This window comes from Sphingobacterium sp. UBA5996 (genome assembly GCF_002429765.1).
Taxonomy (GTDB): Bacteria; Bacteroidota; Bacteroidia; order Sphingobacteriales; family Sphingobacteriaceae; genus Sphingobacterium.
The window spans coordinates 49,012-74,162 of record NZ_DJAS01000018.1 but is presented as its reverse complement, the minus strand read 5'-3'; the positions used below and the strand labels follow the sequence as shown (position 1 = coordinate 74,162).

25 protein-coding genes and 2 tRNA genes are annotated in these 25,151 nt (G+C 38.2%); 10 read left to right on the top strand and 17 right to left on the bottom strand.

Annotated features, from left to right (window positions below):
* Positions 1–3: 3 nt before the first annotated feature.
* The 3 genes from B3E00_RS14485 to B3E00_RS14475 form a co-directional block, all read right to left on the bottom strand.
* Positions 4–678 (bottom strand): phosphatase PAP2 family protein, encoded by a 675-nt coding sequence (locus B3E00_RS14485; RefSeq protein WP_293880300.1) that lies wholly within the window; start codon positions 676–678, stop codon positions 4–6.
* A gap of 166 nt (positions 679–844) precedes the next feature.
* Positions 845–916: transfer RNA gene (locus B3E00_RS14480), tRNA-Arg, on the bottom strand.
* 236 nt (positions 917–1,152) lie between these two features.
* Positions 1,153–1,233: transfer RNA gene (locus tag B3E00_RS14475), tRNA-Tyr, on the bottom strand.
* 287 nt (positions 1,234–1,520) lie between these two features.
* Here B3E00_RS14475 and B3E00_RS14470 point away from each other — a divergent pair.
* From B3E00_RS14470 to B3E00_RS14445, 6 genes are all read left to right on the top strand, one after another.
* Positions 1,521–2,153 (top strand): peroxiredoxin, encoded by a 633-nt coding sequence (locus B3E00_RS14470; RefSeq protein WP_293880298.1) that lies wholly within the window; start codon positions 1,521–1,523, stop codon positions 2,151–2,153.
* An 84-nt stretch (positions 2,154–2,237) separates the two neighbouring features.
* Positions 2,238–2,552, top strand: coding sequence for a thioredoxin family protein (locus tag B3E00_RS14465; RefSeq protein ID WP_209576908.1), 315 nt, complete (start codon positions 2,238–2,240; stop codon positions 2,550–2,552).
* On the top strand, positions 2,533–2,787 hold the full coding sequence (locus tag B3E00_RS14460; RefSeq protein ID WP_209576910.1) for a DUF6952 family protein: 255 nt from the start codon (positions 2,533–2,535) through the stop codon (positions 2,785–2,787). The genes B3E00_RS14465 and B3E00_RS14460 overlap by 20 nt, the downstream gene beginning before the upstream one ends.
* 649 nt (positions 2,788–3,436) lie before the next feature.
* On the top strand, positions 3,437–5,890 hold the full coding sequence (locus B3E00_RS14455; RefSeq protein WP_293880294.1) for a PIG-L family deacetylase: 2,454 nt from the start codon (positions 3,437–3,439) through the stop codon (positions 5,888–5,890).
* Between the two features lie 7 nt (positions 5,891–5,897).
* Positions 5,898–6,107 carry a hypothetical protein gene (locus B3E00_RS14450; protein WP_075990403.1) on the top strand — a complete coding sequence of 70 codons (210 nt, stop codon included), beginning with the start codon at positions 5,898–5,900 and terminating at the stop codon, positions 6,105–6,107.
* Positions 6,108–6,201: 94 nt separating this feature from the next.
* Entirely contained in the window at positions 6,202–7,914 is a 1,713-nt protein-coding gene (locus B3E00_RS14445; protein WP_293880289.1) for a sodium:solute symporter, read from the top strand.
* Positions 7,915–7,941: 27 nt separating this feature from the next.
* On the opposite strand, the gene B3E00_RS14440 is transcribed toward B3E00_RS14445, so the two are convergent.
* From B3E00_RS14440 to B3E00_RS14405, 8 genes are all read right to left on the bottom strand, one after another.
* A complete protein-coding gene (locus B3E00_RS14440) occupies positions 7,942–8,808 on the bottom strand; it encodes an N-acetylmuramoyl-L-alanine amidase (protein ID WP_293880287.1) in 867 nt (288 codons plus the stop codon).
* The gene (locus tag B3E00_RS14435) at positions 8,808–9,869 is read right to left on the bottom strand and encodes a DUF3078 domain-containing protein (protein ID WP_209576918.1); all 1,062 of its coding nucleotides are present in this window, start codon (positions 9,867–9,869) and stop codon (positions 8,808–8,810) included. The genes B3E00_RS14440 and B3E00_RS14435 overlap by 1 nt, the downstream gene beginning before the upstream one ends.
* A 21-nt stretch (positions 9,870–9,890) precedes the next feature.
* The gene (locus B3E00_RS14430; protein ID WP_209576920.1) at positions 9,891–10,652 is read right to left on the bottom strand and encodes a hypothetical protein; all 762 of its coding nucleotides are present in this window, start codon (positions 10,650–10,652) and stop codon (positions 9,891–9,893) included.
* 61 nt (positions 10,653–10,713) lie between these two features.
* The gene (locus tag B3E00_RS14425; RefSeq protein WP_293880285.1) at positions 10,714–11,547 is read right to left on the bottom strand and encodes a glucosaminidase domain-containing protein; all 834 of its coding nucleotides are present in this window, start codon (positions 11,545–11,547) and stop codon (positions 10,714–10,716) included.
* A gap of 22 nt (positions 11,548–11,569) precedes the next feature.
* Positions 11,570–12,094, bottom strand: a complete 525-nt coding sequence (locus tag B3E00_RS14420) for a glucosaminidase domain-containing protein (RefSeq protein ID WP_293880283.1) — start codon at positions 12,092–12,094, stop codon at positions 11,570–11,572.
* Between the two features lie 22 nt (positions 12,095–12,116).
* Positions 12,117–12,752 (bottom strand): O-methyltransferase, encoded by a 636-nt coding sequence (locus B3E00_RS14415; RefSeq protein ID WP_293880367.1) that lies wholly within the window; start codon positions 12,750–12,752, stop codon positions 12,117–12,119.
* Positions 12,753–12,990: 238 nt separating this feature from the next.
* Positions 12,991–13,620: a GTP cyclohydrolase I FolE gene (gene folE / locus B3E00_RS14410; RefSeq protein WP_209576925.1), complete on the bottom strand. Its 630-nt coding sequence runs from the start codon at positions 13,618–13,620 to the stop codon at positions 12,991–12,993.
* A gap of 28 nt (positions 13,621–13,648) precedes the next feature.
* The gene (locus tag B3E00_RS14405) at positions 13,649–14,062 is read right to left on the bottom strand and encodes a 6-pyruvoyl trahydropterin synthase family protein (RefSeq protein ID WP_293880280.1); all 414 of its coding nucleotides are present in this window, start codon (positions 14,060–14,062) and stop codon (positions 13,649–13,651) included.
* A gap of 587 nt (positions 14,063–14,649) precedes the next feature.
* Between B3E00_RS14405 and mqnB the strand changes: the two genes are divergently transcribed.
* The 3 genes from mqnB to B3E00_RS14390 all read left to right on the top strand — a co-directional run bounded on the left by mqnB (position 14,650) and on the right by B3E00_RS14390 (position 17,264).
* Entirely contained in the window at positions 14,650–15,291 is a 642-nt protein-coding gene (mqnB, locus tag B3E00_RS14400; RefSeq protein WP_293880278.1) for a futalosine hydrolase, read from the top strand.
* Positions 15,292–15,414: 123 nt separating this feature from the next.
* Positions 15,415–16,401, top strand: coding sequence for a pyruvate dehydrogenase complex E1 component subunit beta (locus tag B3E00_RS14395; RefSeq protein ID WP_293880276.1), 987 nt, complete (start codon positions 15,415–15,417; stop codon positions 16,399–16,401).
* A gap of 107 nt (positions 16,402–16,508) precedes the next feature.
* Entirely contained in the window at positions 16,509–17,264 is a 756-nt protein-coding gene (locus tag B3E00_RS14390) for a DUF6263 family protein (RefSeq protein WP_209576934.1), read from the top strand.
* Between the two features lie 64 nt (positions 17,265–17,328).
* Here B3E00_RS14390 and gcvH read toward each other — a convergent pair whose 3' ends face one another.
* On the bottom strand, positions 17,329–17,709 hold the full coding sequence (gene gcvH / locus B3E00_RS14385; RefSeq protein ID WP_293880273.1) for a glycine cleavage system protein GcvH: 381 nt from the start codon (positions 17,707–17,709) through the stop codon (positions 17,329–17,331).
* Between the two features lie 100 nt (positions 17,710–17,809).
* Between gcvH and B3E00_RS14380 the strand changes: the two genes are divergently transcribed.
* The gene (locus tag B3E00_RS14380) at positions 17,810–19,006 is read left to right on the top strand and encodes an anhydro-N-acetylmuramic acid kinase (RefSeq protein WP_293880271.1); all 1,197 of its coding nucleotides are present in this window, start codon (positions 17,810–17,812) and stop codon (positions 19,004–19,006) included.
* Here the strand turns inward: B3E00_RS14380 and B3E00_RS14375 are convergent, their stop codons facing one another.
* The 5 genes from B3E00_RS14375 to B3E00_RS14355 all read right to left on the bottom strand — a co-directional run bounded on the left by B3E00_RS14375 (position 19,007) and on the right by B3E00_RS14355 (position 25,076).
* Positions 19,007–19,678, bottom strand: a complete 672-nt coding sequence (locus tag B3E00_RS14375) for a DUF2461 domain-containing protein (protein WP_209576940.1) — start codon at positions 19,676–19,678, stop codon at positions 19,007–19,009.
* A gap of 7 nt (positions 19,679–19,685) precedes the next feature.
* Positions 19,686–20,486: a phosphatidate cytidylyltransferase gene (locus B3E00_RS14370; RefSeq protein WP_293938998.1), complete on the bottom strand. Its 801-nt coding sequence runs from the start codon at positions 20,484–20,486 to the stop codon at positions 19,686–19,688.
* The gene (locus B3E00_RS14365; protein WP_209576943.1) at positions 20,483–20,698 is read right to left on the bottom strand and encodes a DUF2007 domain-containing protein; all 216 of its coding nucleotides are present in this window, start codon (positions 20,696–20,698) and stop codon (positions 20,483–20,485) included. The genes B3E00_RS14370 and B3E00_RS14365 overlap by 4 nt, the downstream gene beginning before the upstream one ends.
* A complete protein-coding gene (locus B3E00_RS14360) occupies positions 20,673–21,596 on the bottom strand; it encodes a CPBP family intramembrane glutamic endopeptidase (protein WP_293938996.1) in 924 nt (307 codons plus the stop codon). The genes B3E00_RS14365 and B3E00_RS14360 overlap by 26 nt, the downstream gene beginning before the upstream one ends.
* A gap of 162 nt (positions 21,597–21,758) precedes the next feature.
* Positions 21,759–25,076, bottom strand: coding sequence for a S41 family peptidase (locus B3E00_RS14355; protein WP_293938995.1), 3,318 nt, complete (start codon positions 25,074–25,076; stop codon positions 21,759–21,761).
* Positions 25,077–25,151 lie beyond the last annotated feature (75 nt).

The window sequence follows — 25,151 nt, the reverse complement described above, 5'->3', positions numbered from 1 at the left end:
GATCTAAAACTTGACCTGAAGAAATCGTAGGCTAAATGACATGCGTTTACTTTTTAAAATATAGGGCATTGCCAGCAGATAAATGCAAGCCGTAACCGTGCCCAACATCGAGCCAAACCATACATCTATCACAAAATGCTGCCCCAAATACACACGCGAGTATGCAGTTAATGCCGCAAAAACAAAGGTAAGAATCCCAAAAGATCTATTTTTTGAGACAATTGCTATCGTGGCTGACATCGCAAAGGCTGAAGTTGTATGGCCTGAAGGAAACGAATTGAAGTAGGCTACAGGCAGCCAAGAGACGACATGGAATGTTGGATCTCCATGAAATACGCTGGCCGGCCTATCCACATGGAAAAGATTTTTAAGCATACAGCAGATGACGCCCGAAAAGATATATGTACCGAGTATAGCTCGAGCACAATTCCATTGCTGCATACAGCAGTAAGCAATAAAAACAGTGATAACAAAGAGACCATCCCCAAAATAGGTGTAAATAGTAAAGAGAATATCTGCCCAAAAAGCGTGGTGTGAGTTTATAAAATGAAACGAATCAGCCTTGGGAACAAAAGCCACCAAAAAGGTCAATAGAAACACCCAAATGGAAAAGAAAACAAAAAAAGCAGGATTAGCTACATATACCCTTCTAAATTGGTATACTAAAAATTTTCCCATCCAATCTATATTAAAGCCAATGATAAAATTGTTGTATTATCATTTGATTATTCTAATATAGAAATATTATTAAAAATTGACAATTCTATTACGATTTAATTTTGATACCAAAATAAAAACCATATGAAACAAAGAAAGCGATGGTAATCCATCGCTTTCTTTATTGTAGCCCCGAGCAGAATCGAACTGCTATCAAATGTTTAGGAAACATCTATTCTATCCGTTGAACTACGGGGCCATTTCAGAAGCCAAACTTAATCTTATTTTATAAATAAGTCAATAGTAAGTCTCAAATCGGGATATATTTTTTTCCTGAGGAAGGTCTTGACCTAAATGGACTAGCTTTACTCAAGCCATTGACGTTGGCTATTCCCAAAAACCTCATCAAAGAATTTCATGTAATCTGCAATAATTAACACGCAAACAAACTTAAAACTTATACGATGAAATGGAATTTGGTAAGAAAGAAAAATGTGGAGGGAGAAGGATTCGAACCTTCGAAGCCGAAGCAACGGATTTACAGTCCGTCCCATTTGACCGCTCTGGAACCCCTCCAGCATTGTGTTGTTCTCAAATTGAACAGCGCAAAAGTAGGTTTTGATTTGCAAAACTGCAATTATTTAATTCCATAATTTTGTAACTACCGCATTATTAATCCATTTATTTTTTAAAGGTATTCAATCGATCGCCTGATCATTGGATTAACGCATCATTATTATAATAAAAATTTATTGTTATAATCGAGTCAAAATAGATTTTGACGATAGTGTATTGGCAAAATCAATTCGCTTTTTGGCCGAAGTTGCCGTATCTTTGTAGCAACAAAAAAAGAAAGATATATTATGAGTTTTACAGGTAAAAGTTTTCCAAGCATTACAGTAGATGCAATCGATTATTTAGGCGATAATTTACAAATTAACATTTTTGAAAAAGCAGTCAAAGAAGGTAAAAAAGTGCTTTTATTTTGGTATCCAAAAGACTTCACTTTCGTATGTCCTACTGAATTACACGCTTTCCAAGAGGCAGCTGCCGAGTTTGAAAAACGCAATACAATCTTAATCGGAGCTTCTTGTGACACAAATGAAGTGCACTTCGCCTGGTTAAACACAGCAAAAGATAACGGCGGTATTGAAGGTGTTGAATACCCGATCTTAGCAGATACAAACCGTAACTTATCAAGTATATTGGGAATATTAGATGTTCAAGAAGTTGAACACCCTGAATACGGCACATTAGCACAAGGTTCTGCTGTCACTTACAGAGCAACCTATTTGATCGACGAAACTGGTCGTGTATTCCACGAGTCGGTAAACGATATGCCTTTAGGTCGTAACGTTAAAGAATATTTACGTCTGATCGATGCCTATGCACACGTACAAAAATTCGGTGAAGTATGTCCTGCAAATTGGGAAGAAGGTAAAGATGCCATGAACGCAGATAGAAAAGGTGTAGCTGACTATTTAGCGAAACACTAACAAAATACGAAGACGACAAGTCTCGTCAACAGGAGTCACTCCTGATTCCTGTTGACTTCCATCAATCACCTTAATAATAAAATCATGTTACAAGAATTAGAAAACGATAATTTACAAGAAATTGTAAATAGCAACGATATTGTTATGGTTCAATATTCCGCTACCTGGTGTGGTAATTGCAAAATAATGAAACCAAAATTCAAAAAGTTAGCAGGCGAAAATGAAAGTGTGCCTTTTGTAATCGCTGATGCAGAAAAATTTCCTGAATCTCGCAAATTAGCAAACGTGAATAATTTACCAACTTTTGCTGCCTTTAAGAACGGTAAATTGGTTAATCAAGTACAAACAAATAAGTTGGACGCATTAGTAGAATTATTCAATGAAACTTCCAGTAATTAAGCATTTAACAGAATTCATCGAGCAAAATGATGTAGACTACGTCCTAGAGACCATAGAGACACTGGAAGCATTAACAGAGGCTCCTTTGAAAGATGAGGAACTAGACGTTCTTGGTGAATTGATTTCAAACCTTTATGGAGCGGTAGAGGTTGATAAATTAATTAAAGAAGGTCATTCCAAAAAAGACGCGTTAAATTTATTTATGAAACGTGTTCTTGGTGCCATTGATAAATAGCTTTTGCTTAAAAGTATGATTTTGAAACTTTCTTTAATGTGTCTAAATCTTTTTTGAACGTTTGAAGTATAGCGATGAATATCAATTCCAATTTGCCCAAACTATGAAGCAAATCTTACGACGTTGTTTAGATCGTATGAAGATAGCAGTCTGTCTATTAAACAATAAGTGTCGCGGTACTATAGTCGCTTAAGGTATGGTAACGATATATTATACATTTCCCAAAAGCTAAAATGTTGACAAAATTTAGCGATGTGGAAAACTAATTAAAGTAATCTGACAGAACTCAATATTTTCTACATATATTTACTATGTTAAAGGTTGCCACTTGGAGCGAAGCGACAAAATAACTATTCTCTAAAAATTCGTTTCAGGAAAAAATATTTTAATTGTTAAACGGAAATTCCAACTTGATTGGGATTTCCGTTTTTTTTATTCTGTGCTTATATTATCCGTTTAAGCATCGACGAATATGATTTTACAGCGCTTTTACGTATAACTGAAACCTACACTTTGTATTGGCCTAAGCCTAATCAGCATGATAACCTTTGCGCAATGGTATACATAGGGATCAATCAAACTTTAAAGACTTTCAATAAAATTACAATAATCAACAATCCGTTGTTAAGCAAAATCTTTATCTTTAAAAATGCGAAGACCTTTTATCTCTGTTATCATAATTTTGGCGGGTATCTTGTCAACTTCAAGCGTTAAAGCACAAAATCCACAGTGGGATGCTGCTGAAATAAAACTTAATCTGGAAAAACTTAACACATTGGGATCGGTACTCTATTTTGCGGCACACCCCGATGACGAGAATACCCGATTGATTGCATGGTTAGCCCAGGAAAAGAAATATAAGATAGCTTACTTATCGTTAACTAGAGGCGATGGGGGACAAAATCTGATCGGAACAGAACAGGGTATTGAGCTTGGCTTGATTCGAACGCAAGAATTACTGGCTGCTCGAAAAATTGATAAAGGTGAGCAATTTTTTTCTTCCGCCTATGACTTCGGATTCTCGAAAACACCAGAAGAAACTTTCGAATTTTGGGATAAAAAACGTGTTCTTGGAGAGGCCGTATGGATCATCCGAAAATTTAGGCCCGATGTAATTATTACACGTTTTCCTCCCGATTCAAGGGGGGGCCATGGCCATCATCAAGCTTCCGCTATTCTAGCGCAAGAAGCTTTTAAAGCCGCTGCAGATCCTAATCAATTTTCAGAACAACTTCAATTTGTAAGTCCTTGGCAGGCGAAACGTCTCCTTTGGAATACGGCTAATTTTGGCGGTCAAAACAATACCCGTGAAGATCAGTTAAAAATAGATATTGGAGATTACAATTCCCTATTAGGAGCCTCCTATGGCGAGATTGCTGCCCACAGCCGCTCTTCACACAAAAGTCAAGGCTTCGGGTCGGCAAGCCAACGCGGCTCATCAATTGAATATTTCGAATTCGTCGACGGTGTACCTGCAGAAAAGACACTGCTGGATAATGTAGACACTTCCTGGAAAAGAGTGAAAAACGGCAATAAAGTCCAACCCTTAATTGACCACATTAATCAGATATATCAAATTGATAAACCGGAATTGATCATCACAGAACTGATCAAACTATACAAAATACTGGATGAAATTGATGATGAATACTGGAAAACGGAGAAGAAAAAGGAAGTTGAAAAACTGATTCTTGCTTGTGGTGGAATTTGGTTCGAAAGTGTTGCTAGAAATTCATCCTATGCCTTGGGAGATGAGATAAAAGTGGATCATTCTATTATTGTCCGCCGTCCAAATATAACAGTTGAGCTGACTCAGCTAAACGGAAATAGCATTCATGACACACTGAAAACAAATAGGTTGCAAAAAGACACTATGCTTGTCATCGCCGATAGGACAACACAACCCTACTGGCTGATGGAACCGCATGGAAAAGGTAAATTTAATATCAGTGATTTCAATCTTACCGGATATCCCGAAAATCCTGATGCTCCAAGTGTATCTATTGAAATTCGGATCAATGGCCAGCCCATCATAATCAATCAGCTTATAAAGTATAAATACACCGACCCTGTCCGTGGTGAAATCTACAACCCGATCGTAATCCTACCACCATTAACGGCTAAAAGTTCGAGTTCTCTGGCGCTTACCCAAAATGCCCGAACGGTCAAAGTGAATCTGACTTTTCAGAAAAACGGACAAATAGGCGCTACTACATTTCATGTAAAACCAAACATACCAAAAGGCTGGGAAGTTTTACCAGCATCTTTTTATTTATCTTTTAAAGAAAGTGAACGTATAATCTCTAGGGAAATCAGCATAAAACCATCCGATGCTACCCAATCTTCCATAGATACCCTTGGGTTTCTTTTGAATAATAAAGAACGCTTGAAAGAGATAAAGTCCATTGACTACAACCATATACCTGATATCGTTTATTTCCCAGATGCGGCTATAAAAATGAGCAACATCAACCTGATCAACGACGTAAAGAACGTCGCATACATTCATGGGGCAGGGGATCTAATTCCTGAATCGCTTGTTGCCATTGGTATAAAAGTTGATGTGCTAAGTAACGAACAGGCGTTAAAAGCAGATCTTTCCACCTATGACGCTGTAATTTTTGGTGTACGGATATTCAACGTCAATAAACAGATTGCGCAGCTTCAAAACAAAGTACTTGCGTATGTGAAAATGGGGGGTACAGTTCTAGAACAATACAATGTAAATAACGGAATGATAGCAAAAAACTTTGGTCCCTTTCCTTTTAGTATTGGCAGAAGCCGGGTAACGGACGAAAAAGCAACAGTGCATTTTGATAAAAACGATCCTATTTTCAATTACCCAAACAAAATCAGCGAAGCTGACTTTCAACACTGGGTACAGGAACGGGGACTATATTTTGCCGAAGATATTGATAAAAGATATCGTACGCCTATTACCATGCAAGACCCGGGTGAGGCGCTACATAATGGATCATTACTAGTTGCACACTATGGAAAAGGTAAATTTGTTTATACATCTTTGTCTTTTTTCAGACAATTACCCGCAGGAATTCCCGGAGCTTACAGATTATTTGTAAATTTGTTATCAAAATCAAAATAATAGAATAATGGAAAATCAGATTGACAACAGCTGCACGACAATTGATGCTGGCAAAGCAAAAGGAATCATTCTTTTAGTTGCTGTAGTGTTTGGTGCATTAATTGGATTCACTGCAAACGAGACATTTTTAAGCATCTTTGGAGGTGCCGCTGTCGGATTGATTATTGCCGCTATTTTTAATAGCGTCATCTATCCTCAGAAGCCTTCCGATAGATAACAACGATGAATAGCTGGAAACGTTTCTACTGGTTGGTCGTTATCTGGCTATTTGTATTCATCCTTTTTCTGTACATTTTCACGAACCACTATTCATGAGTACAGCAGATTGGATCGTTTTATTTCTGACACTCTTGGTTATTGTCGTGTATGGCGTTTACAAGAGTAGAGGCATAAAAAATATTGATGGATACCTTCTGGGTAATCGTTCTTTACCCTGGTATCACGTCGGATTGTCAGTAATGGCGACTCAAGCAAGCGCCATTACTTTCCTTTCTGCACCCGGACTAGCTTATTCTTCAGGAATGAGTTTCGTTCAATTCTATTTCGGCCTACCGCTGGCCATGATTGTCCTCTGCATAACATTTATCCCCATTTTTCATAAGCTGAAAGTATTTACAGCTTACGAATTTCTAGAAAAACGCTTTGATGTAAGGACCAGAGGACTCACCGCTATTCTTTTCCTCATTCAACGCGGTATTTCAACGGGTATTACAATATTTGCTCCGGCGTTGATTATATCGACCATACTACATATTGACCTTACTTGGACGACCTTGGCCATAGGAAGTTTTGTTGTTATCTATACAACTTATGGCGGAACCAAAGCTGTATCTCATACGCAATTGCTCCAAATGAGCATTATTTTTGCGTCTTTACTTATTGCCGGGATATTGGTCATTCATCTGCTACCACAGGATATTGGCCTCTCAAAAGCACTGCATATAGCAGGAAAATCAGGGAAAACAAATGCGTTGGACTTTACTTTTGATCTGAACAATAACTATACAATTTGGACAGGGTTAATTGGAGGATTTTTTCTACAGCTTTCTTATTTCGGAACAGATCAGAGCCAAGTCGGAAGGTATTTAACTGGAGCATCCATCAGAGAAAGCCGGATGGGATTAATTATGAATGGTTTATTAAAGATACCTATGCAATTTGCAATTCTCCTGATCGGAATCCTTGTATTTGCCTATTATCAGTTCCATCAACCGCCTATCTTTTTTAATCAAGTTGAAGTCAAAAACCTCAAGGAAAGCAAATACGCTCCTGAGTATCAAATCTTCGAACAGAAACATAAAGAACTGTTTAAAGCGCGTGAGTCTGCTGTTCAGCAACTTAATATAGCCTTAGAGCAAGATGACACAAAAAGTATTGCTCATGCTCGCACAGCATTGGGCCAACTAAACGCGCAAATGCAGCAGGTTAAAGACCGAACCATAGACTTGATTAAAAAAAACAATCCCAGTGCGGAAACGAACGACAATAATTATGTGTTTCTGTCTTTCGTAACGACTGTATTTCCAAAAGGGTTAATCGGGCTGCTAATAGCAGTTATCTTTCTCGCATCAATGGGATCAACTGCAAGCGCTATTAATTCATTAGCTTCCACAACGACAATTGACATCTACAAAAGATTCATTAACCGTAAATCATCTGAAAGACAAGATCTGCTGTGGTCTCGTCTATTTACCCTGATTTGGGGCATATTTACTATCCTGGTAGCCTTATATGCAAATAGGTTGGGTAATCTTCTCGAAGCAGTCAATATCTTAGGTTCCTTATTCTATGGGACGATCCTAGGTATTTTTATTGTAGCCTTCTATATGAGAAAAATCAGGGGAAAAGCAGTTTTTATTGCCGCCATACTTTCAGAAGTGATCGTGATTGGTATTTGGTTAATGGATAAAATACCGTTTCTATGGTTAAATCTTATTGGCTGTCTCGCCGTCATGCTGATCGCTTATCTCCTACAGCTGGGCGTAAAAAAAAGCGCATTGGTAGATGATAAAATTCAATCCTAATAAAACGAAAAGTACGATTGTACAGGTTTAATATTTTTTATAAATGTTGTACAACACGCTCTTATCGTATATGGTCAGTTCGGGTGTTGTATCCCTTACAACAAACTTTCTTTTAAAGGCAACAATCGCAGCTTTAAGGTTAGACGTATCGTAACCGATAATTTTAAGCGCATCTATCGCATTAAAACCATCTGGGGGGGCAACAAGTTGCCCTTCATCATACCAAATTCCAAAACCCCGGTCCGCCAGCTTTTTCCAGGGGAAAAACACACTTGGATCGTTCTTCCTTGCTGGAGCGATATCGGCATGCCCAATAAAATTATTTGTCGGTATTAAATAGCGAGACTTCAAGGTATCCAGCACCGTCATCAATGAATTAATTTGTGCATCAGGAAAAGGTTCTCTACCATTATTATCTAGCTCAATACCGATAGAACATGAGTTCATATCTACGATAGAACCCCATTTAGCAACCCCAGCATGCCAAGAGCGGACATAATCGTTTAACATTTGTATAATCTCCCCATTTCGGCCAATAACATAATGTGAACTCACCTTAGTTCTCGGGATCTGAAAAGTTTTAATTGTCTGACCGATGCTATCTTGTGCGGTGTGGTGGATAATAACAAAGTTTGGCTTGCGTACATCATAATGAATAGCCTCTTCTTGACGCCAATAAGAATGGCTTCCCGATTTCTGCAAAAAGATGATCTTTCTTTCCTCTGGTGTCAATAAACTCGTATCCGGATTAGTCACAATCTGCGGCTCCAAAACCACCGGAGAAGCAAAAGATGTTACCAACGGTTTCAAAATCGCCGGCTGTACCTTCGACTTACAACTTGCCAAAGAAAGCAATGAGCACAGTAATATTCCTACTGACACAGGTCTAATCATTATTTTGGTAAACTATATACAATTCCCATTGCCAAGGACTGACTCAATTGCACCTTGGAAATAACATCTGGATCATAAATCATAATACCATTCAAGTTCACATTGATTACACGGGTAACTTTCGCTGTTACGGTTACATCTAAACGGTGCGTTGGATCGGAAAGTTTCTCATAATCCGCAAAAAGATTATAACGCGCCTTTACATTCAATTTATCTGTGAAGTTTTTGTCCAAATTACCCGTTAGCTGGAATGCCAATGCATTTGCAAAAGTTCGATCTTCCTTTACACCGAATCGTTCGCCGGTACCTTTACGCTGATTATTATCACCTTCTGGTTTACTCATATCTGGAAGAAGGTAATAACCATATTTTTGATAAAAACCCTCTACCGAACGAGGTCTAACGCGCTCATCCAAAATAAAGGTCTGACGAGCAGTACCTGTACCAAAACGTAACGAGAATTCATTGCTGGGCTTGTACTCAAGACCGAAAGACTCCGTCAGATAGGCTGGCGCCATAAAAGCATTTTCGATATAATCAATGGTATCCCTACCATTCTCCGTCCTATATTTATACCCTGCGTCAAACTGAGACTCAAAGGTCACCGATGTAAACAAAGCCCAATTGGCAGACAATTTATAAGAAAGCTTATTATCCCAAAATATACGGTCATTATTTTTCTTCGCAATATTATTGGTGTTCTTTATTTTTCCATAACGTAAATCAACTTCAGTCACGAAATTGAAATTATCTCTGGTATAATCCGATTTATGATTGGCATTCAACCCAACAGCAATAGAACCGACACCGCCCCCTTTCCAATTATCATTAAATGATGCCTGATTTAAATTGATCCCAAATTTTGTCCAATGTTTCCAATAGTCTACTTCTAGGTTCAGTTTGGGAACGACAGGACGAATGGTTTTAATATTTAAAGGTTGCTCTTTCTGTACGGAAATTACGGTATCTGGTTTTGCCCTAAGATCTTTCAGATCCTGTGCCTGTATGCCAGTAATAGAAAGGCAGAGCATAGCCATGCCGACAAAATTAAATAACTTCATTCTGAAAACGTCTATTTTTGTTTACGGTACTAATTTATAATTAATTGTTGGAAAAGGCTCAATAAAATATTGTGAAGGATTCAATTGATACCGTGAATAGCAATTCTTAATGTAATTTGCCAGTTCATAATCGCTTGCTGCAAGAATAAAGAAATAGGAGGGTCTGAATATCCTTCTAAATCGCTCCGATTCTTCACTATTGAGTCCAGTTACTTTACTAATAAGTTCCTTCGAAAATTTATAATCGATCACATTTTCCTTATAATCGTTTTCAATGGTTTTAGTCAATCGGCGTGCCCGTTTGGCCTCTTTGCTAAATAAGCTGTAGATTGAATTGATACTTAAACCAGCGCCATTTGGTCCTACAGAAAATACATCACCATAACCTGCCAAACGATATGCCTTTTCATAATCCACTTTTGCCTTTTCCAAAATTTCTTCGGGACTTTTGCGTGCGTAAACCTGAACCTCCTCTATATAAAAAGTTTCGCGTACCAAATGAAAAAGTAATAATCCACGTTCATCTACAAGAAGCGTATCTGAAAAGTACCCCTTACTCATCGCGACGATATGATCTCCTAACTGTGCATTAAAGACAAATTCACCTTTGATTGTATTATAATTCACCTCTCCTGTTCGTAAGTTGGCAAGCTTGACATTGCCAATACGCTGTTTGGTATTTTTATCAAAGACAATCCCCTCCACTTTTTTATCTTGACAAAAAAGTGCAGAAGTGGAAGCCCCAATGGCAATAAGTAGAAAAATATATCGTATTAATATCACTATCGTAAAACTACTATATAGCGATACAAAAGTGAAATATTTAACATCTTTTAAAACGTAACTATTTAGATATAACCAAAAGCTGACCCAACGATAGCGCATCATCGGTAAGACCATTCAAAGCCTTAATCTGATCGACAGATACATTATATAGCTTACTGAGCGAATACAACGTATCTTGAGCTTTAACCTCATGAATACGCATGGCTACGGGGCTCTTGATGGCTTCTGTTTTTACAACCGAGGGGGGGGCTTCTTGTACATTCTGAACGATTTCTACCTGCACCGTTTCTTCTCGAACAACTTTTTCACGCTGCGATTCACCGCGGTCGTATTGATCAAGATGATATCTTTCGATCATTTCGATGAGCAATTCAGGATAACGTGGATTGGTGGCGTACCCGGCTGCTTTCAAGCCTTTAGCCCAACCTTTATAATCATTCTTATCCAATTTAAAGAGCGCTGCATACCGAGGCCTCAACAGAAATTCAGAATGATCTCGAAACGATTGTTCGGGACTGTCATAAACACGAAAGCAATCATTAATATTATCATCAGGGCGGGTTACGGATTTTCCTTTCCACACTCCGCCACATTTAATACCAAAATGATTATTCGCCTCGCGCGCTAGGTAACTATTCCCATTGCCTGATTCAAGCAGTGCCTGAGCAAGTTTAATGCTGGCGGGGATACCGTATCTGTTCATTTCTGCAATTGCCACCTGTTTGTAATGACTGATGTAATCGTTCCCTGCCATGGTGGGCCGCCCAACAGAAGGAGATGAAGAAGTTTTTGAATTGGAGCCAGATTTAGGGGACGATAACGTGCCCCTCCGACTTGAACATGATGTAACCAACATCATGAGTACAAACATGCCATAAAAAAACTTCTTCATGCAGTAATGTTGTGCTTAGTGCTTATCTTTTTGTTGACGAGAATTTGTTTTGCTTAGCATCATGATCAAACATATCCAAATGATATTGTCTAATTGTAGCGAGTACTTTTGCAGTCCAACCTTTACTCGTCGAGTACCCCGAACGAGCTATCGCTTTTACCCAAGCCTCGTATTTTTCACCCGGATGTTTATCAAAAAGACTTTGAGTAGTCTTTTTTCTTTTCACTATTCCTACAAAATCATCGTACGAGTCCAATACTGACCGATAACCTTTGTAAGCTGACCGAATAACGGTACTATTGTTCTTTCCTTTGACACCAAAATGGTTATTCAAATTCTTTGCTACCCTGCTACCACCATTTCCGCTTTCATGCATGGCGATGGCTAAGATAACCGATGCCGGAACACCATGTTCCTCCATCATTTCTTTTGCTATTGGACTGTACTTATCGACATATGCCGCATTACTTTGAGCCGAAACCTTTGTTAATCCAAAAGTTCCCAAAGCTAGTATCAGTACAAAGCTTTTTAATTGTTTTAAATTCATGAAGAATGTTTTAGTTCACAAATTACTTCTTGCGTAATACAAAAAGTCCGTCTCGAATTGGTAATATCACCTTTTCTACGCGCTTGTCCTGAGCTAAACGTGCATTCAAATCAATGATCTGCTTTGTTTGGTTGTCTGGTTTTGAATGCAATACCTTACCTTTCCATAAGACATTGTCAATCAAAATAAGTCCCCCAGACGGAACTTGATTTATTATCGTTTCGAAATAAAATAAATTTCTCTTCTTGTCTGCGTCGATAAATACTAGATCGAATGTTTCATTCAATGTAGGTAGTATCACCGCCGCATCGCCAATGTGATACCTGATTTTGTCAGCAAATGGCGATTCATCAAAATAACCTTGAACCCTTTCTTGCTGCTCTGCATTGATATCAATGGTATGTAATAGACCATCTTCCTTCAGCCCTTCAGCGAGACATAAAGTTGCGTATCCAGTAAAAGTCCCAATCTCTAAAATACGCTTGGGAGCAACCAATTTACTCAATAAAGAAAGAACTCTTCCCTGGTAATGTCCAGATAACATATGGGGCATTGTTTCCTTCAAATAAGTGTCCCGATTTACCATTTTCAGTAACGAATTTTCTTCGTCTGTAGTATGTTCCAAATAGGACTCTAAATCGCTGTCAACAATTTCCATAACCGCAAAGGTACCAAAAAACATATTTAGTATAAAAACTTTTTTTTACTAAAACCTGATTATCAATCAAATACAATAAACCTTTTGTAAAGGACGTTTTTTTAAAATTGCCTCAAATGCATAAAAACCCAACATCTTCAATTTTAAAATTTTATTTCAGATCACAATTTCCCCAAAGAAAAAGCCTTCTAAAATATGATATTCTAGAAGGCTTTTTTATTATTGCACCATACCGGTATTACGCAAGATCAGCTGTGATCAAGCGTAAGAATTCGGATCGCGTTACATCATTTTGAAAAGCTCCTGTAAATGCAGAAGTTGTTGTCACAGAATTTTGTTTCTGTACGCCACGCATTGCCATACACATGTGTTTACATTCCATGACTACAGCTACGCCCAGCGCACCCAAAGTTTCTTGGATACAGTCCCTGATTTCATTAGTGAGCCTCTCCTGAACCTGAAGACGACGTGCAAAAATATCAACGACACGCGGTATTTTACTCAATCCAACAATATGTCCGTTAGGAATATAAGCTATATGGGCTTTACCGAAAAAAGGCAACATGTGGTGTTCACAAAGAGAATAGACTTCAATATCTTTGACGACAACCATTTGACTATAGTCTTCTTCAAACATCGCTCCACGTAATACCTCTCCAGCATCAATATCATAGCCATGTGTCAAAAATTGCAACGCTTTCGCAACACGCTCTGGCGTCTTTACTAAACCTTCACGTTTGGGATCTTCCCCAAGACATGCCAATATATCGGTATAATGAGAAGCGATTCGTTCTACCTTTTCAGTATTGTATTTGTCGATCTTAATATATCCATCCAACTCTTCGTTGTCAAATGAGTGCTGACTCATAGTTTCTACTATTTAAATGTATTAAAGTTTAATCGCCAAAATATTCGACGTAATTATTTTCTGTTTCGTGCAAACGGACACGATGTAAAATTACTCCCTGTTCATCAAACAAGGGTTTTAGAATCTTAAATATCTCGATTGCGATATTTTCAGTTGAAGCCATCACACCCTGCATAAAATCAACATCTAAATTAAAATTACGGTGGTCTACCTTATCGATGATGCTACGATTGATAATTTCCTTCATCATCTTTAGGTCAATCAAAAAACCAGTTTCTGGATTAACATTTCCTTTAACTGTGACATAAAGATCATAATTATGTCCATGCCAATTCGGATTGGCACAAAGACCAAAAACCTGTTCATTCTGCTCCTCACTCCAGTCTTCACGATAGAGCTTGTGCGCAGCACAGAAACGTTCACGACGAGTTATAAATACCATAATAATACAAAGATAAGGCTTTAGGCGCAATTTTAACATTTCAATTTGAGGAATGCCGTCAGAATACCGTAATATAATGAAATGCTTATACCATTCTTCATTCAAAACCGATAAAAGTTCCGTAGTCTAGTTCTTAACTATTAGAGAACGCATGGCTAAATTTGAAACCGAACGTTGCTTACTCTTTATGAGAATACCAGTGTTTATATATTATTGGCTCTTTTACGTAATTTTTCTTATTATTTGATTGCGTTTTTAGTTAGGTTTAGTTTAGGGTTAAGTTAGGGTTAGCTTAGGGTTAGTTTAGGTTCAACCTATATTATCCCTATTTAAAAGCTAAACTAAATAGCTATTAAACCGCTATTAATGTATAATAAAGCAGTGGCTACTTCTAACTTTTAAATGCCGAAAAGAATGCCGTTTCACCGCGCTTATCAGTAATGATATTGTTAGCAAAAGCCAAATCATCCTATGTATAAAATCAAAGTCAGATCTGTCAGTTGGACGAATACCAAGTACTATATTTTGTTTTAAAATACTTTTGCGCGCAAGATAATTTGTATTTTTCCCTCAAAAAAGAGTTCGTCATGCAAATATTAGTTATTGCGGCTACTTCATTTGAATTGCAGCCGTTCCTGGAAGTGGCATCAACATACGATCGATGCGATACCCTCATCACTGGTGTTGGCATGGTGGCCACAGCCTTTGCGCTAGGAAGAGCACTTCATGAAAAAAAATATGATCTTCTTATTAATATAGGAATAGGGGGATGTCTGGATCGGCATGTTGAAATAGGTTCAGTCATCCAAGTGGTTTCAGAGTCATTCGTTGAGCTTGGCGCGGAAGACGGTCATAACTTTATTCCAATAGACCAATTGGGCTACGGAAAGTCTAAATTTTCCTCGTGCTTATTAGCTGACAAAGAGCTTCGTCTCCCATTTCTAAAACAGGGGGAGGGCATTACCGTAAACAAAGTACATGGTCATACAGAAAGCATCGAAAAAATTCAAAAGCTCCATCCCAATAGTCTCGTAGAAAGTATGGAGGGAGCTGCTGTTTTCTATGCTGCGGACAAAATAACTGTTCCCGTTATAGAGATTCGCGGTATTTCGAATTACGTAGAAAAAAGGAACCGTGCCACGTGGAACATTCCGTTAGCTATCATGAATAGTAATAAGGCACTTATAAAAACATTGGAATATCTGAGCAACTTATATTTAAAAATTTAATATGAAAGTCATTTACATCTTAAAAAATGACATAAAACTATACAATTAGCGTGTTCAAATCTTCAAAATATCAATTTTAAATAGTAGATTTGTAATCAAAAAATTGACACTATTTTACAACTGATGAGAGAAATACAATTCAGAGAAGCACTTCGTGAAGCAATGAACGAAGAAATGCGTAAAGACGACAAAATATTTTTATTAGGAGAAGAAGTTGCTGAGTATAACGGAGCTTACAAAGTGAGTCAGGGTATGCTTGATGAATTCGGCGCAAAACGTATCATTGATACACCTATTGCTGAACTTGGTTTTGCGGGTATTGCTGTTGGAGCGGCAATGAATGGTTTAAAACCTATTGTGGAATTCATGACATTCAACTTTTCACTTGTTGCTATCGACCAAGTGATCAATGCAGCTGCAAAAATCCACTCAATGAGTGGTGGACAGTTCTCTATTCCAATGGTCTTTCGTGGTCCTACAGGAAATGCTGGCCAACTTGCAGCTCAACACTCTCAAAACTTCGAGAACTGGTTTGCAAATACACCAGGTTTAAAAGTCGTGGTACCTTCTAACCCATATGAAGCTAAAGGTCTATTAAAATCATCGATTATAGATCCAGATCCTGTCATCTTTATGGAGTCTGAAGTAATGTACGGCGATAAAGGACAAGTTCCTGAAGAAGAATATTACTTGGAAATCGGAAAAGCTAATATCATCCAGGAAGGTACAGATGTAACTGTTGTATCTTTTGGTAAAATGCTTCCTCGCGTTGTCATTCCTGCAGTTGAAGAATTGAAAAAAGAAGGTATCAGCGTTGAATTAATCGATTTGCGTTCCGTACGTCCAATTGATTACCCAACAATCATCGCATCTGTTAAGAAAACGAATCGCTTAGTGATTGTAGAAGAAGCATGGCCATTGGCATCTATTTCTACAGATTTAGCATTCAATGTTCAACGCAATGCATTTGACTACCTAGATGCGCCTGTAATACGCGTAAATTGTGCCGATGTACCACTTCCTTACGCACCAACATTAATCGAAGCGGCTCTGCCTAGCGTCGAAAAAGTTGTAAAAGCTGTTAAAGAAGTATCTTATATCAAAAAGTAATTTTTGTTAATTATAAAAAACCCAAATCCCTTTTACCACGTAGAAGGGATTTTTTTATATATTTAAATTGCCCAATTATTACTGATAAAAACATAAAAATTATAGATATGAAAAAATTAAGAATAACCTCATTGATCGCGGTATTTGCTTTCTTTGTTCTCGCGGCTTCCGCACAAAAGAAATATACACTGCGCGTAAATCCGGATGCAGGAAAAAAGATTTCACAAAACCTGAGTATGACCATGGACATCGATGCCGCTGGTCAAAAAATGACTACAGATCTCAACATGGGGTTTGATATAACCAATACAGCAACAAAAGATAATTCATTCGCATTTGATTTAAAATACACAGGAATCAATATGAAAATGAATATGGCAGGAATGGACATGGCATATGACTCAAAAAATCCAGAAGCTAATGATTTTTCTAAGCAGATGCATGCTACGTTAGGCAAGCTGCTAGAAAATAATATAACCTTCAATGTAAACCAACTTGGTAAGTCGTCGGATATCAAATTACCTGAAGGCATCAATATGCCGTTTGACAAAAGTATGTTCGAAAATATCAGCACTGTATTACCTGAGCAACCGGTTACCATCGGAGATTCATGGACATCAAAAACAGAATCTGATGATTCAGGAATAATGGTAGAAAGCAAAATGACATTAATCGAGGCAAATGAGCTTGGTTACAAAGTAAATGTGGAAGGAAAGATGTTTGGTCCTGATGCAAACCAGGTCGGCAATCTCCAAGGTTTTTATGTTTTGGACAAAAAAACCTGTCTTACCAAGGCAACCGAAATGATAAGTGATGTAGATATGCCGGAAGCCAAAATAAAGACCACATTAAAAAGTCAATAAACCATCGATTAGAACAAAAAAATAGGGACCTGTTGGTCCCTATTTCATATAGATAGTTTTAAAACTACGCGTTAATCTCTTCTTTGTATTGCTCAGCGGCTAACAAAGCGTCTACATCAGCAGCGTTGTTCAATTTAATACGAACAATCCAACCTTCTCCATACGGATCAGAATTGACCAACTCAGGAGATGCATCAATAGCCTCATTAACAGATAAAATTGTAGCTGATACAGGCAAAAACAAATCAGAAACAGTTTTTACCGCTTCAATTGTTCCGAAAACTTCATTTGCGGCAATTTCATCACCTACAGTGTTAATGTCAACAAAAACGATGTCTCCCAATTCACGTTGAGCGAAATCAGTAATCCCTACAACTGCTTCATCACCTTCAACACGAATCCATTCGTGATCTTTGGTGTATTTCAATTCTGCTGGAAAATTCATTGTATTTAATTTTTTGATTTTTAATGCCGTGAAGTTACAAAATATCTTCAATTGTCAAAAATGATATTCATCATAACATTTTTGTGCTTAATTTTAAGCTATGAATCTTCAAATCGAAAGACTTTACCAAATTTCACGAAAGAAAGCGCGACTCATTATTGGCCTGATGTCCGGCACTTCACTAGATGGGTTAGACATTGCACTATGCCGCATAGAGCATGCAGGAAAAATAACAAAAATACAGCTGGAGAAATTTTCTACCATGGAGTACGACGACGAATTTAGGACACGAGTTCGAGAAGTTTTTGCAAAACGCCATATCGATCAGCAGCTCTTTTCCGGACTCAATGCCTACATTGGAATAACCCATGCAAATTTAATCAATGCAGCCTTAAAACAATGGAATATTGCGAACAGTGAGATTGATTGTATAGCCAGTCATGGACAGACAGTTTACCATGCTCCCAAATCGTTGACAAAAGATCAAAATTGGCCAAATAGTACCTTACAGATCGGAGATGGGGATCATATTGCAGTGCATACAGGTATCATAACCCTATCAGACTTTAGACAGAAGCATATCGCTGCAGGGGGAGAGGGGGCACCTTTAGCAGCTTATGGCGACTACCTACTTTTTTCACATCCGACAGAAAATCGTTTCTTACTGAATATTGGAGGGATTTCTAATTTCACATTTATCCCAAGCCACCAAACCAAGTTGAAAGCATATGCTACTGACCTAGGCCCGGGAAATACCATGATGAATCAATACATGAAGACGCACTTTGATACAGAAATGGACAAGGATGCTCAGATGGCAAAAACTGGCTATGTAAATGAAGATTTATTGAATCAGCTTTTGGCGGAAGAGTTTCTAACACTACCCTTTCCAAAAACTACTGGCCCAGAACTATTTAATCTGACCTATCTCCAACGAGCACAGCATAGCTCTAAGACAACGGATCTGCCTCACAAAGATGTCATGGCTACCCTTAATCGTTTCGCTGCTCAAGCGATGGTTAATGGAATTCGCAGCCAGACTGAAGGTCTAACCGATATCGCCGTTTATATCAGCGGCGGAGGGCTACATAATCCTTTGCTGTTTGATTATATCAAAACAAGTTTACCAGCGTGTAAGGTGCAAAGTTTTGCAACATTAGGTATAGATCCTGATGCAAAAGAAGCCGTTCTCTTTGCGCTATTGGCAAACGAAACCCTAGCGGGCAACAAATCCAATGTAGCGTATATCAAAGATTCTCCCGCTGTATGTATGGGTAAAATTAGCTTACCCGAATAGTTATTCTGTATCGATGGCTTCTTGTAAAAACTCCTTGAAAGGAAGCATACTTTTATAAGACGCCACGATATTATCCAGTGCATTTTTCGCAGATAGCTCTTTTACAGTTAACGATCTGTCCAACACAAAGCTCTTTAATTTGATCAGGTCAATAAAAGGATTATCTTCGTTATAACCCGCAGGAGCACGTTTTAACAGATCCTCTTTAAATAGCGCAATTTTATTTTCGGACAACACCTCTTTCAAAATATCATCTAGCTTACCACCATTATAATCGATTTCTTGCCTAATTGCTTCTAAATGTTGCTTTTCAGGTCGCCAGTAGCCACATGCTATAAATGAATTTTCTGCACCGATATGGATATAGTACTCTGGTCCTTGTAGCTTTCTCCCATCTACAGATATCCCTGCACCAAACCAGCTTTTGTAAGGTGTTTTATCCGTTGAAAAACGCGTATCGCGGTAAATCCGAAATAGACATTTGCTGGCCTGTATGGTGGTATTAATTTTAGGATCAAACTCACTTAAAGCCGCAATTAAATCCGTTAAAAAGCTTCTTACATCAACTAATGCGGCTTCATACTTTGCCCTGTTATCAGCAAACCATTCCCGAGAATTATTAGCTTTCAATTCCGTCAAAAAATCAAAAGTAGATTTTTGAATGTGACTCATATTACGATCAATTAATTAAAATTAAGAAAACATAGACCATTGGCGCAGCCAATAACAATCCGTCAAATCTATCCAAAAACCCTCCATGCCCAGGTAATATATTACCCGAGTCTTTGACCTGTAGGCTACGCTTTAACATAGACTCGACCAAATCCCCCAAAGTACCCACAACGCTAATAATTACCGCAACAGTTATCCATTGCCAAAGCGGTAAATAACTGAAATACTTTTCCAGATTCACCGTGGCAACAATAGCCAAAATCAATCCCCCGAAAAAACCTTCCCATGTCTTTTTAGGGGAAATTCTTTCAAATAATTTACGCTTTCCAAAGCTTCGTCCAGCCAAATATGCGCCAGTATCATTTGTCCACAATAAAATTAAAAAACCTAAGGGAAGCACATAATTAAAACTACCCTGCATAAACCCTAGTTTGGAAAATAGGAAAAAAGGCAGTGTAACATAAGCTATACCCAAAAAAGTATAGGCGATGTCGTTAAAAGGGAACTTTCGTTTCTGAAAAAGTGAAACAATATAAGTCACGCTTACAATAGGAATCATCAGCGCCAAAAACTTAACATTTAATAGGTCCAATGAAATCAATGAACCTAAAATAAATAGCAGCAAAGCCAATAGTATGCCTAACCATTTATTTGGAGCGCGTTCATCCGACGAAACGATCCCATAAAATTCATAAAGGCACCATGTACTGAGCAATGTAAAAAAGATGGAGTAAACGTATGCCCCAAAAAGAGTGGCTGCTATCATGACAGCTACAAAGATTACTCCTGTTATTGCTCTTGTTTTCATAAATTAATATCCCCTTCTGCTTCTTCAATTAGTCGTTCAGCCATTTCGATAGATCCTTCGTTGACATAAAGTTCAATTTTTCCAAATAGATAAGAAGAATCTTGCTTATTCAAAACAACAGCAGGAATTCCATGCTCTTCCAACATTTGTTTGACTATCTCTGCCTGAATAGCATTTGTATATGTTTTAATTTTTTTCCAATCGTTCTCCATCGTTTTCTTTTTGGGTGGTTCGATAAAATAAGAGTACAAAAATAAGAGTAAAAATGAAGGCTACAAGATATATCCACCAAGATTGTAACTCAAATGCATTGAGCTCATCATAGCTTTTTCCTTGCCTAGCATAATAGAATGAGATAACCGTAGCTCCCGCATTGTTAACAAAATGCCCGAAGATGGGCAATAGGATGTTTTTGCTCCATAGATAGAGATAACCAAAAAAAGCACCCAAGAGCAAGCGGGGTACAAAACCAAAAAACTGCAGATGTATTGCACTAAAAATAACCGCTACAATCCAGATAACAACCTGGGGATTATGCAACCATCTTCCCACTATATTTTGTAAAACACCTCGAAATAACAATTCCTCTCCGATGGCAGGTATCAGCGCCAACACAATGATATTGAACAGAAAACCAAGAATGCTCGATTCCATAATAATACCCCGAATAAGATCTCCCGAATCCTTTTCACTCTGTTCCATCCAAAGCTGTACCGATTTCATATTCTCTGGAAGTTTTAACGACTCATTCCAGTGACCGATCAAATTCATCACCGGCATAAAAGCAAGCATAGCCAGAAAGATATAGGCAAACTGTATTGCGTTAGGTTTATCATCAAGACGGAAATACTTAATTCCATAGCCCTCCCGAGTATCCATCAAATAAGCAGGGATCACAAATGATCCTAAACTACTCATAAACAATAAAAGGCGCATTTCATTGGCCGATCCATTCATGACCGCCGCTAATGAAAAAACCTGTCCCGTCATTTTATAATAAAAAAACAACGCGATAAAATAGACTACTTGTGATATGAAAGTAAAACCGATAACCATTAAAATCAACCGCAACAACGATTGAAAAGGGTGGGTAGTTTGCGCTGGAAACATATGTATTAAATATACGCTAAAGATAACAATAAAAGCAGGTAAAGCCAATAAATAGCCGAATGCTGATCCATTCAAAATCATCAAAAGTTGCTATTGTATATGATCTAATCGCATCAAAAAGGGCTTTGAAAATTTTCAAAGCCCTTTTTGATGCGTATCTCATTAATTTACCCGAACTGGGTCTGCTGGCTTCTGAAGATTTTTGTATGGATAAGTTTTCATTTCATCCAACAGTATTTTCACTGTTTTCTCCAGTTGAGGATCACGACCTTCCAAAAGATCTTTCGGCAATTGTTCGATAAAAACATCCGGAGCAACGCCTTCATTTTCGATGATCCAATTTCCTTTGAGGTCATACACACCGAAGTTTGGAGATGTTATCCGCCCTCCATCCAGCAATGGAGGATAACCACTGATACCCACTAAGATTCCCATTGTGGTGCGCCCCACCAATTTGCCCAAGCCTTTAAAACGGAACATGTAAGGCATCATATCACCGCCAGAACCGGCATTTTCATTGATGATCATGGCTTTCGGTCCATAAATACCGTTACCGGGTGTCGCGAATCCTTTTCCATCACGAATACCCCAGCCGGCAATTAACTCGCGGGACAAGAGGTCGATCACATAATCAGCAACCCATCCACCACCATTGTTCCTTTCGTCCATCAGAAGAGCCTTTTTATCCATCTGAGCGAAGTAATAACGATTGAAATAAGTATACCCCTCAGGACCGGTGTTCGGCATGTACACGTAAGCTATTTGGCCATTACTCAAATCATTCACTCTTTTACGGTTTCGCTCTACCCATTCCATGCTACGCAAGTTCATTTCATCACCAAAAGAAATCGGTTTAACGATGACTTCACGTGCGCCAACCAATGAAGGTTTTGAATTGATCTTGAGCATCACTTGCTTCCCGACAGTATTGTCAAATAGGCTATAGATATCTTTATCTTCAGTTAATTCTGTACCATTCACAGCAACAATATAATCTCCTTCCTTGATGTTCAATCCAGGTTCAGCCAATGGTGCTTTGAAAGACGGATTCCATTCTAGACGCGTAAATAATTTAGCGATCTGATAGTATCCATTCTTTAGCGTATAATCAGCTCCAAGAACACCAACAGAAACTGAAGGTGTAGAAGGCTGATCTCCGGGATAAATATAATTATGTCCTACGACCATTTCTCCCATCATTTCATTCAATAAATAACCGAGATCAGAACGATGGTTGACAAATGGTAGAAATTTTTCATATTTAGCTTTCATTGCTTTCCAGTCGGCGCCATGCATATTTTCCACGTAAAAATAATCCTTTTGCATTGACCAAACTTCATTGAACACTTGCTTCCATTCCGCTGCAGGATCCACCAGTTGCTGGATTCCAGCTAATTTAATTTCTCCAGCAGTAGGTGAGGCAACTTTTTGTCCAGCATTTACGATATTAAATCCATTTCCCGTTTGGAACAACATTTTCTTACCATCAGCACTAATAACATAACTACGTGCATTTTCCACTAAGGTTTTGTTTTCAAGTTCCTTAAAATCATAGGCACCAATCGTTCCACCGCGTTGATAGGTCAATTGATTAGGTACTAAACCATTCAAGTTCCAATAAGGTCCTGCTGGTAGAGGAAGCGCAACAATTCTATTTTCTATACGATCGAAATCAACCTGAATAGATTTGTCGATTGGCTTGCTTGTCATTGCGGCTTCCTTTTTATCTTTTTTAGGAGATTTCTTATCGTTCTCTTTTAAGCGCTCCTTTTTATTAGTTTCTCCTTCTTCCTTTTTATCTGCGTTTTCTTCACGGATTTGCTCCTCATCACTATCATTTTTAAAGAAAGATGGCGTTTTGCTCGAAAGAATAAAAGCATAAACTGCATAGTCTACATTTCGCTGTACAGCGGACATATGTAAACCAGAATTCGTTAAACCTGTATTGGTACTTGCCGTAAAAAATAAATATTTACCGTCTTGAGAGAATGCCGTACTACGAGCAGAGCTCATACCATCGGTGATCTGCTGGGTTTTCTTTGTGTCCAAATTGTACATGAATACAGCAGGTACGCCATTTTCCAGCGTACGAATAAAGGATATCCATTTAGAATCTGGAGACCAGCTTGGCTGGAAATGATTGGATACCCGCCCTGTTTGGCCACTTAATTTATCATCAGCAACTTTGACAACTGCTTTAGAAGCGATATCAATATAATACAGATTGAGATGCGAATCATTGTAAAATAATTTCTTTGAATCGGGCGACCAAGTCGGCTCAAAATAGAAATTAGTTTCACCCAAATTAAAATATAATGGTTTATCTTTTCCGAACTGATCTGTCAGCACCAACTGATAAGATCCATTTTTGTCTGAAATATAAGATACCCATTTACCGTTTGGAGACCAATCTGGAAAACGCTCATGAGAACCCGGTGAATTTGATAGATTTCTAGCCTCGCCCTTTTCTTTAGGCACTGTAAATATTTCTCCTCTCGCCTCAAATAGTGCGCGCTGACCGGTTGGTGATAGTGTAGCATAGCGTATATCATCCTTGATATCTTTATAATACGGCCTTTTATACATCACATCCGTGTTTACACTAATATGCAGCGGAGTTACTTTATTATTGCTTAAACTCAACGTATTTAGTGCTCCAGCATATTCAAAAATCAAATCTGTGCCATTCCCATTCAGCGAACGCACATCATAGTCTTTGAAATCTGTTAATTTATCTACCTTCTTGGTCTTGGTATCATAACTGAAGATATTAACGATTTTATCGCGGTCAGATAGGAAATAAACCTTAGTACCCAACCATAATGGCTTAACGTCATTGCTTTTAACTTGTGGAATTGCTTCTATTTCTTTGGTTTTCGTATCGAAGATCCAAATAGTCGGCATACCGCCACCCCGATAACGTTTAAAGGCTACCCGGTCTCTTTCTGTAGGATCGGTATTCTTGATATAGGCCCAATAGCGACCATCTGCAGAAGGGCTGCCTTGCGTGGCTTCAGGCATCATCAATGCCTTGTCCATTCCTGACATTTGTATATTGGAACTATATAATCGCGGACTTAAAGCATAGGTAAAATCTCGCGATGTTGTATAGTATACTTCATCATTGTTGAGCCATCCACGTAATACATCCGAAGAGGGATGATAAGTGATACGCTTGGGTTCACCTCCTGCTACAGGTATTACATAGACGTCGGTATTTCCGTCATAGTTGCCTGTAAATGCCACTTTCTTACCATCAGGAGAAAACATCGGATTTTGTTCTACACCAGGATTGGTTGTTAGTCGTCTCGGATTACTGCCATTTTTGTCAGCAATCCAAATATCTCCACCATACACAAAAGCGATATTATTAGCGCTTATAGTTGGATTTCGAAGCAATAAGGTTTCTTGCGCTTTTGCTGACAGAAAAGTTGTTCCGACCAAAAATGCTGCAATTAGCTTGAAGTGAGTTCTATTCATAAACATGTTAAGGTTAAAATTTACCACATACAAAACTACGATTTTGCATAGTGGACCTAGTTAGTATATCAACAA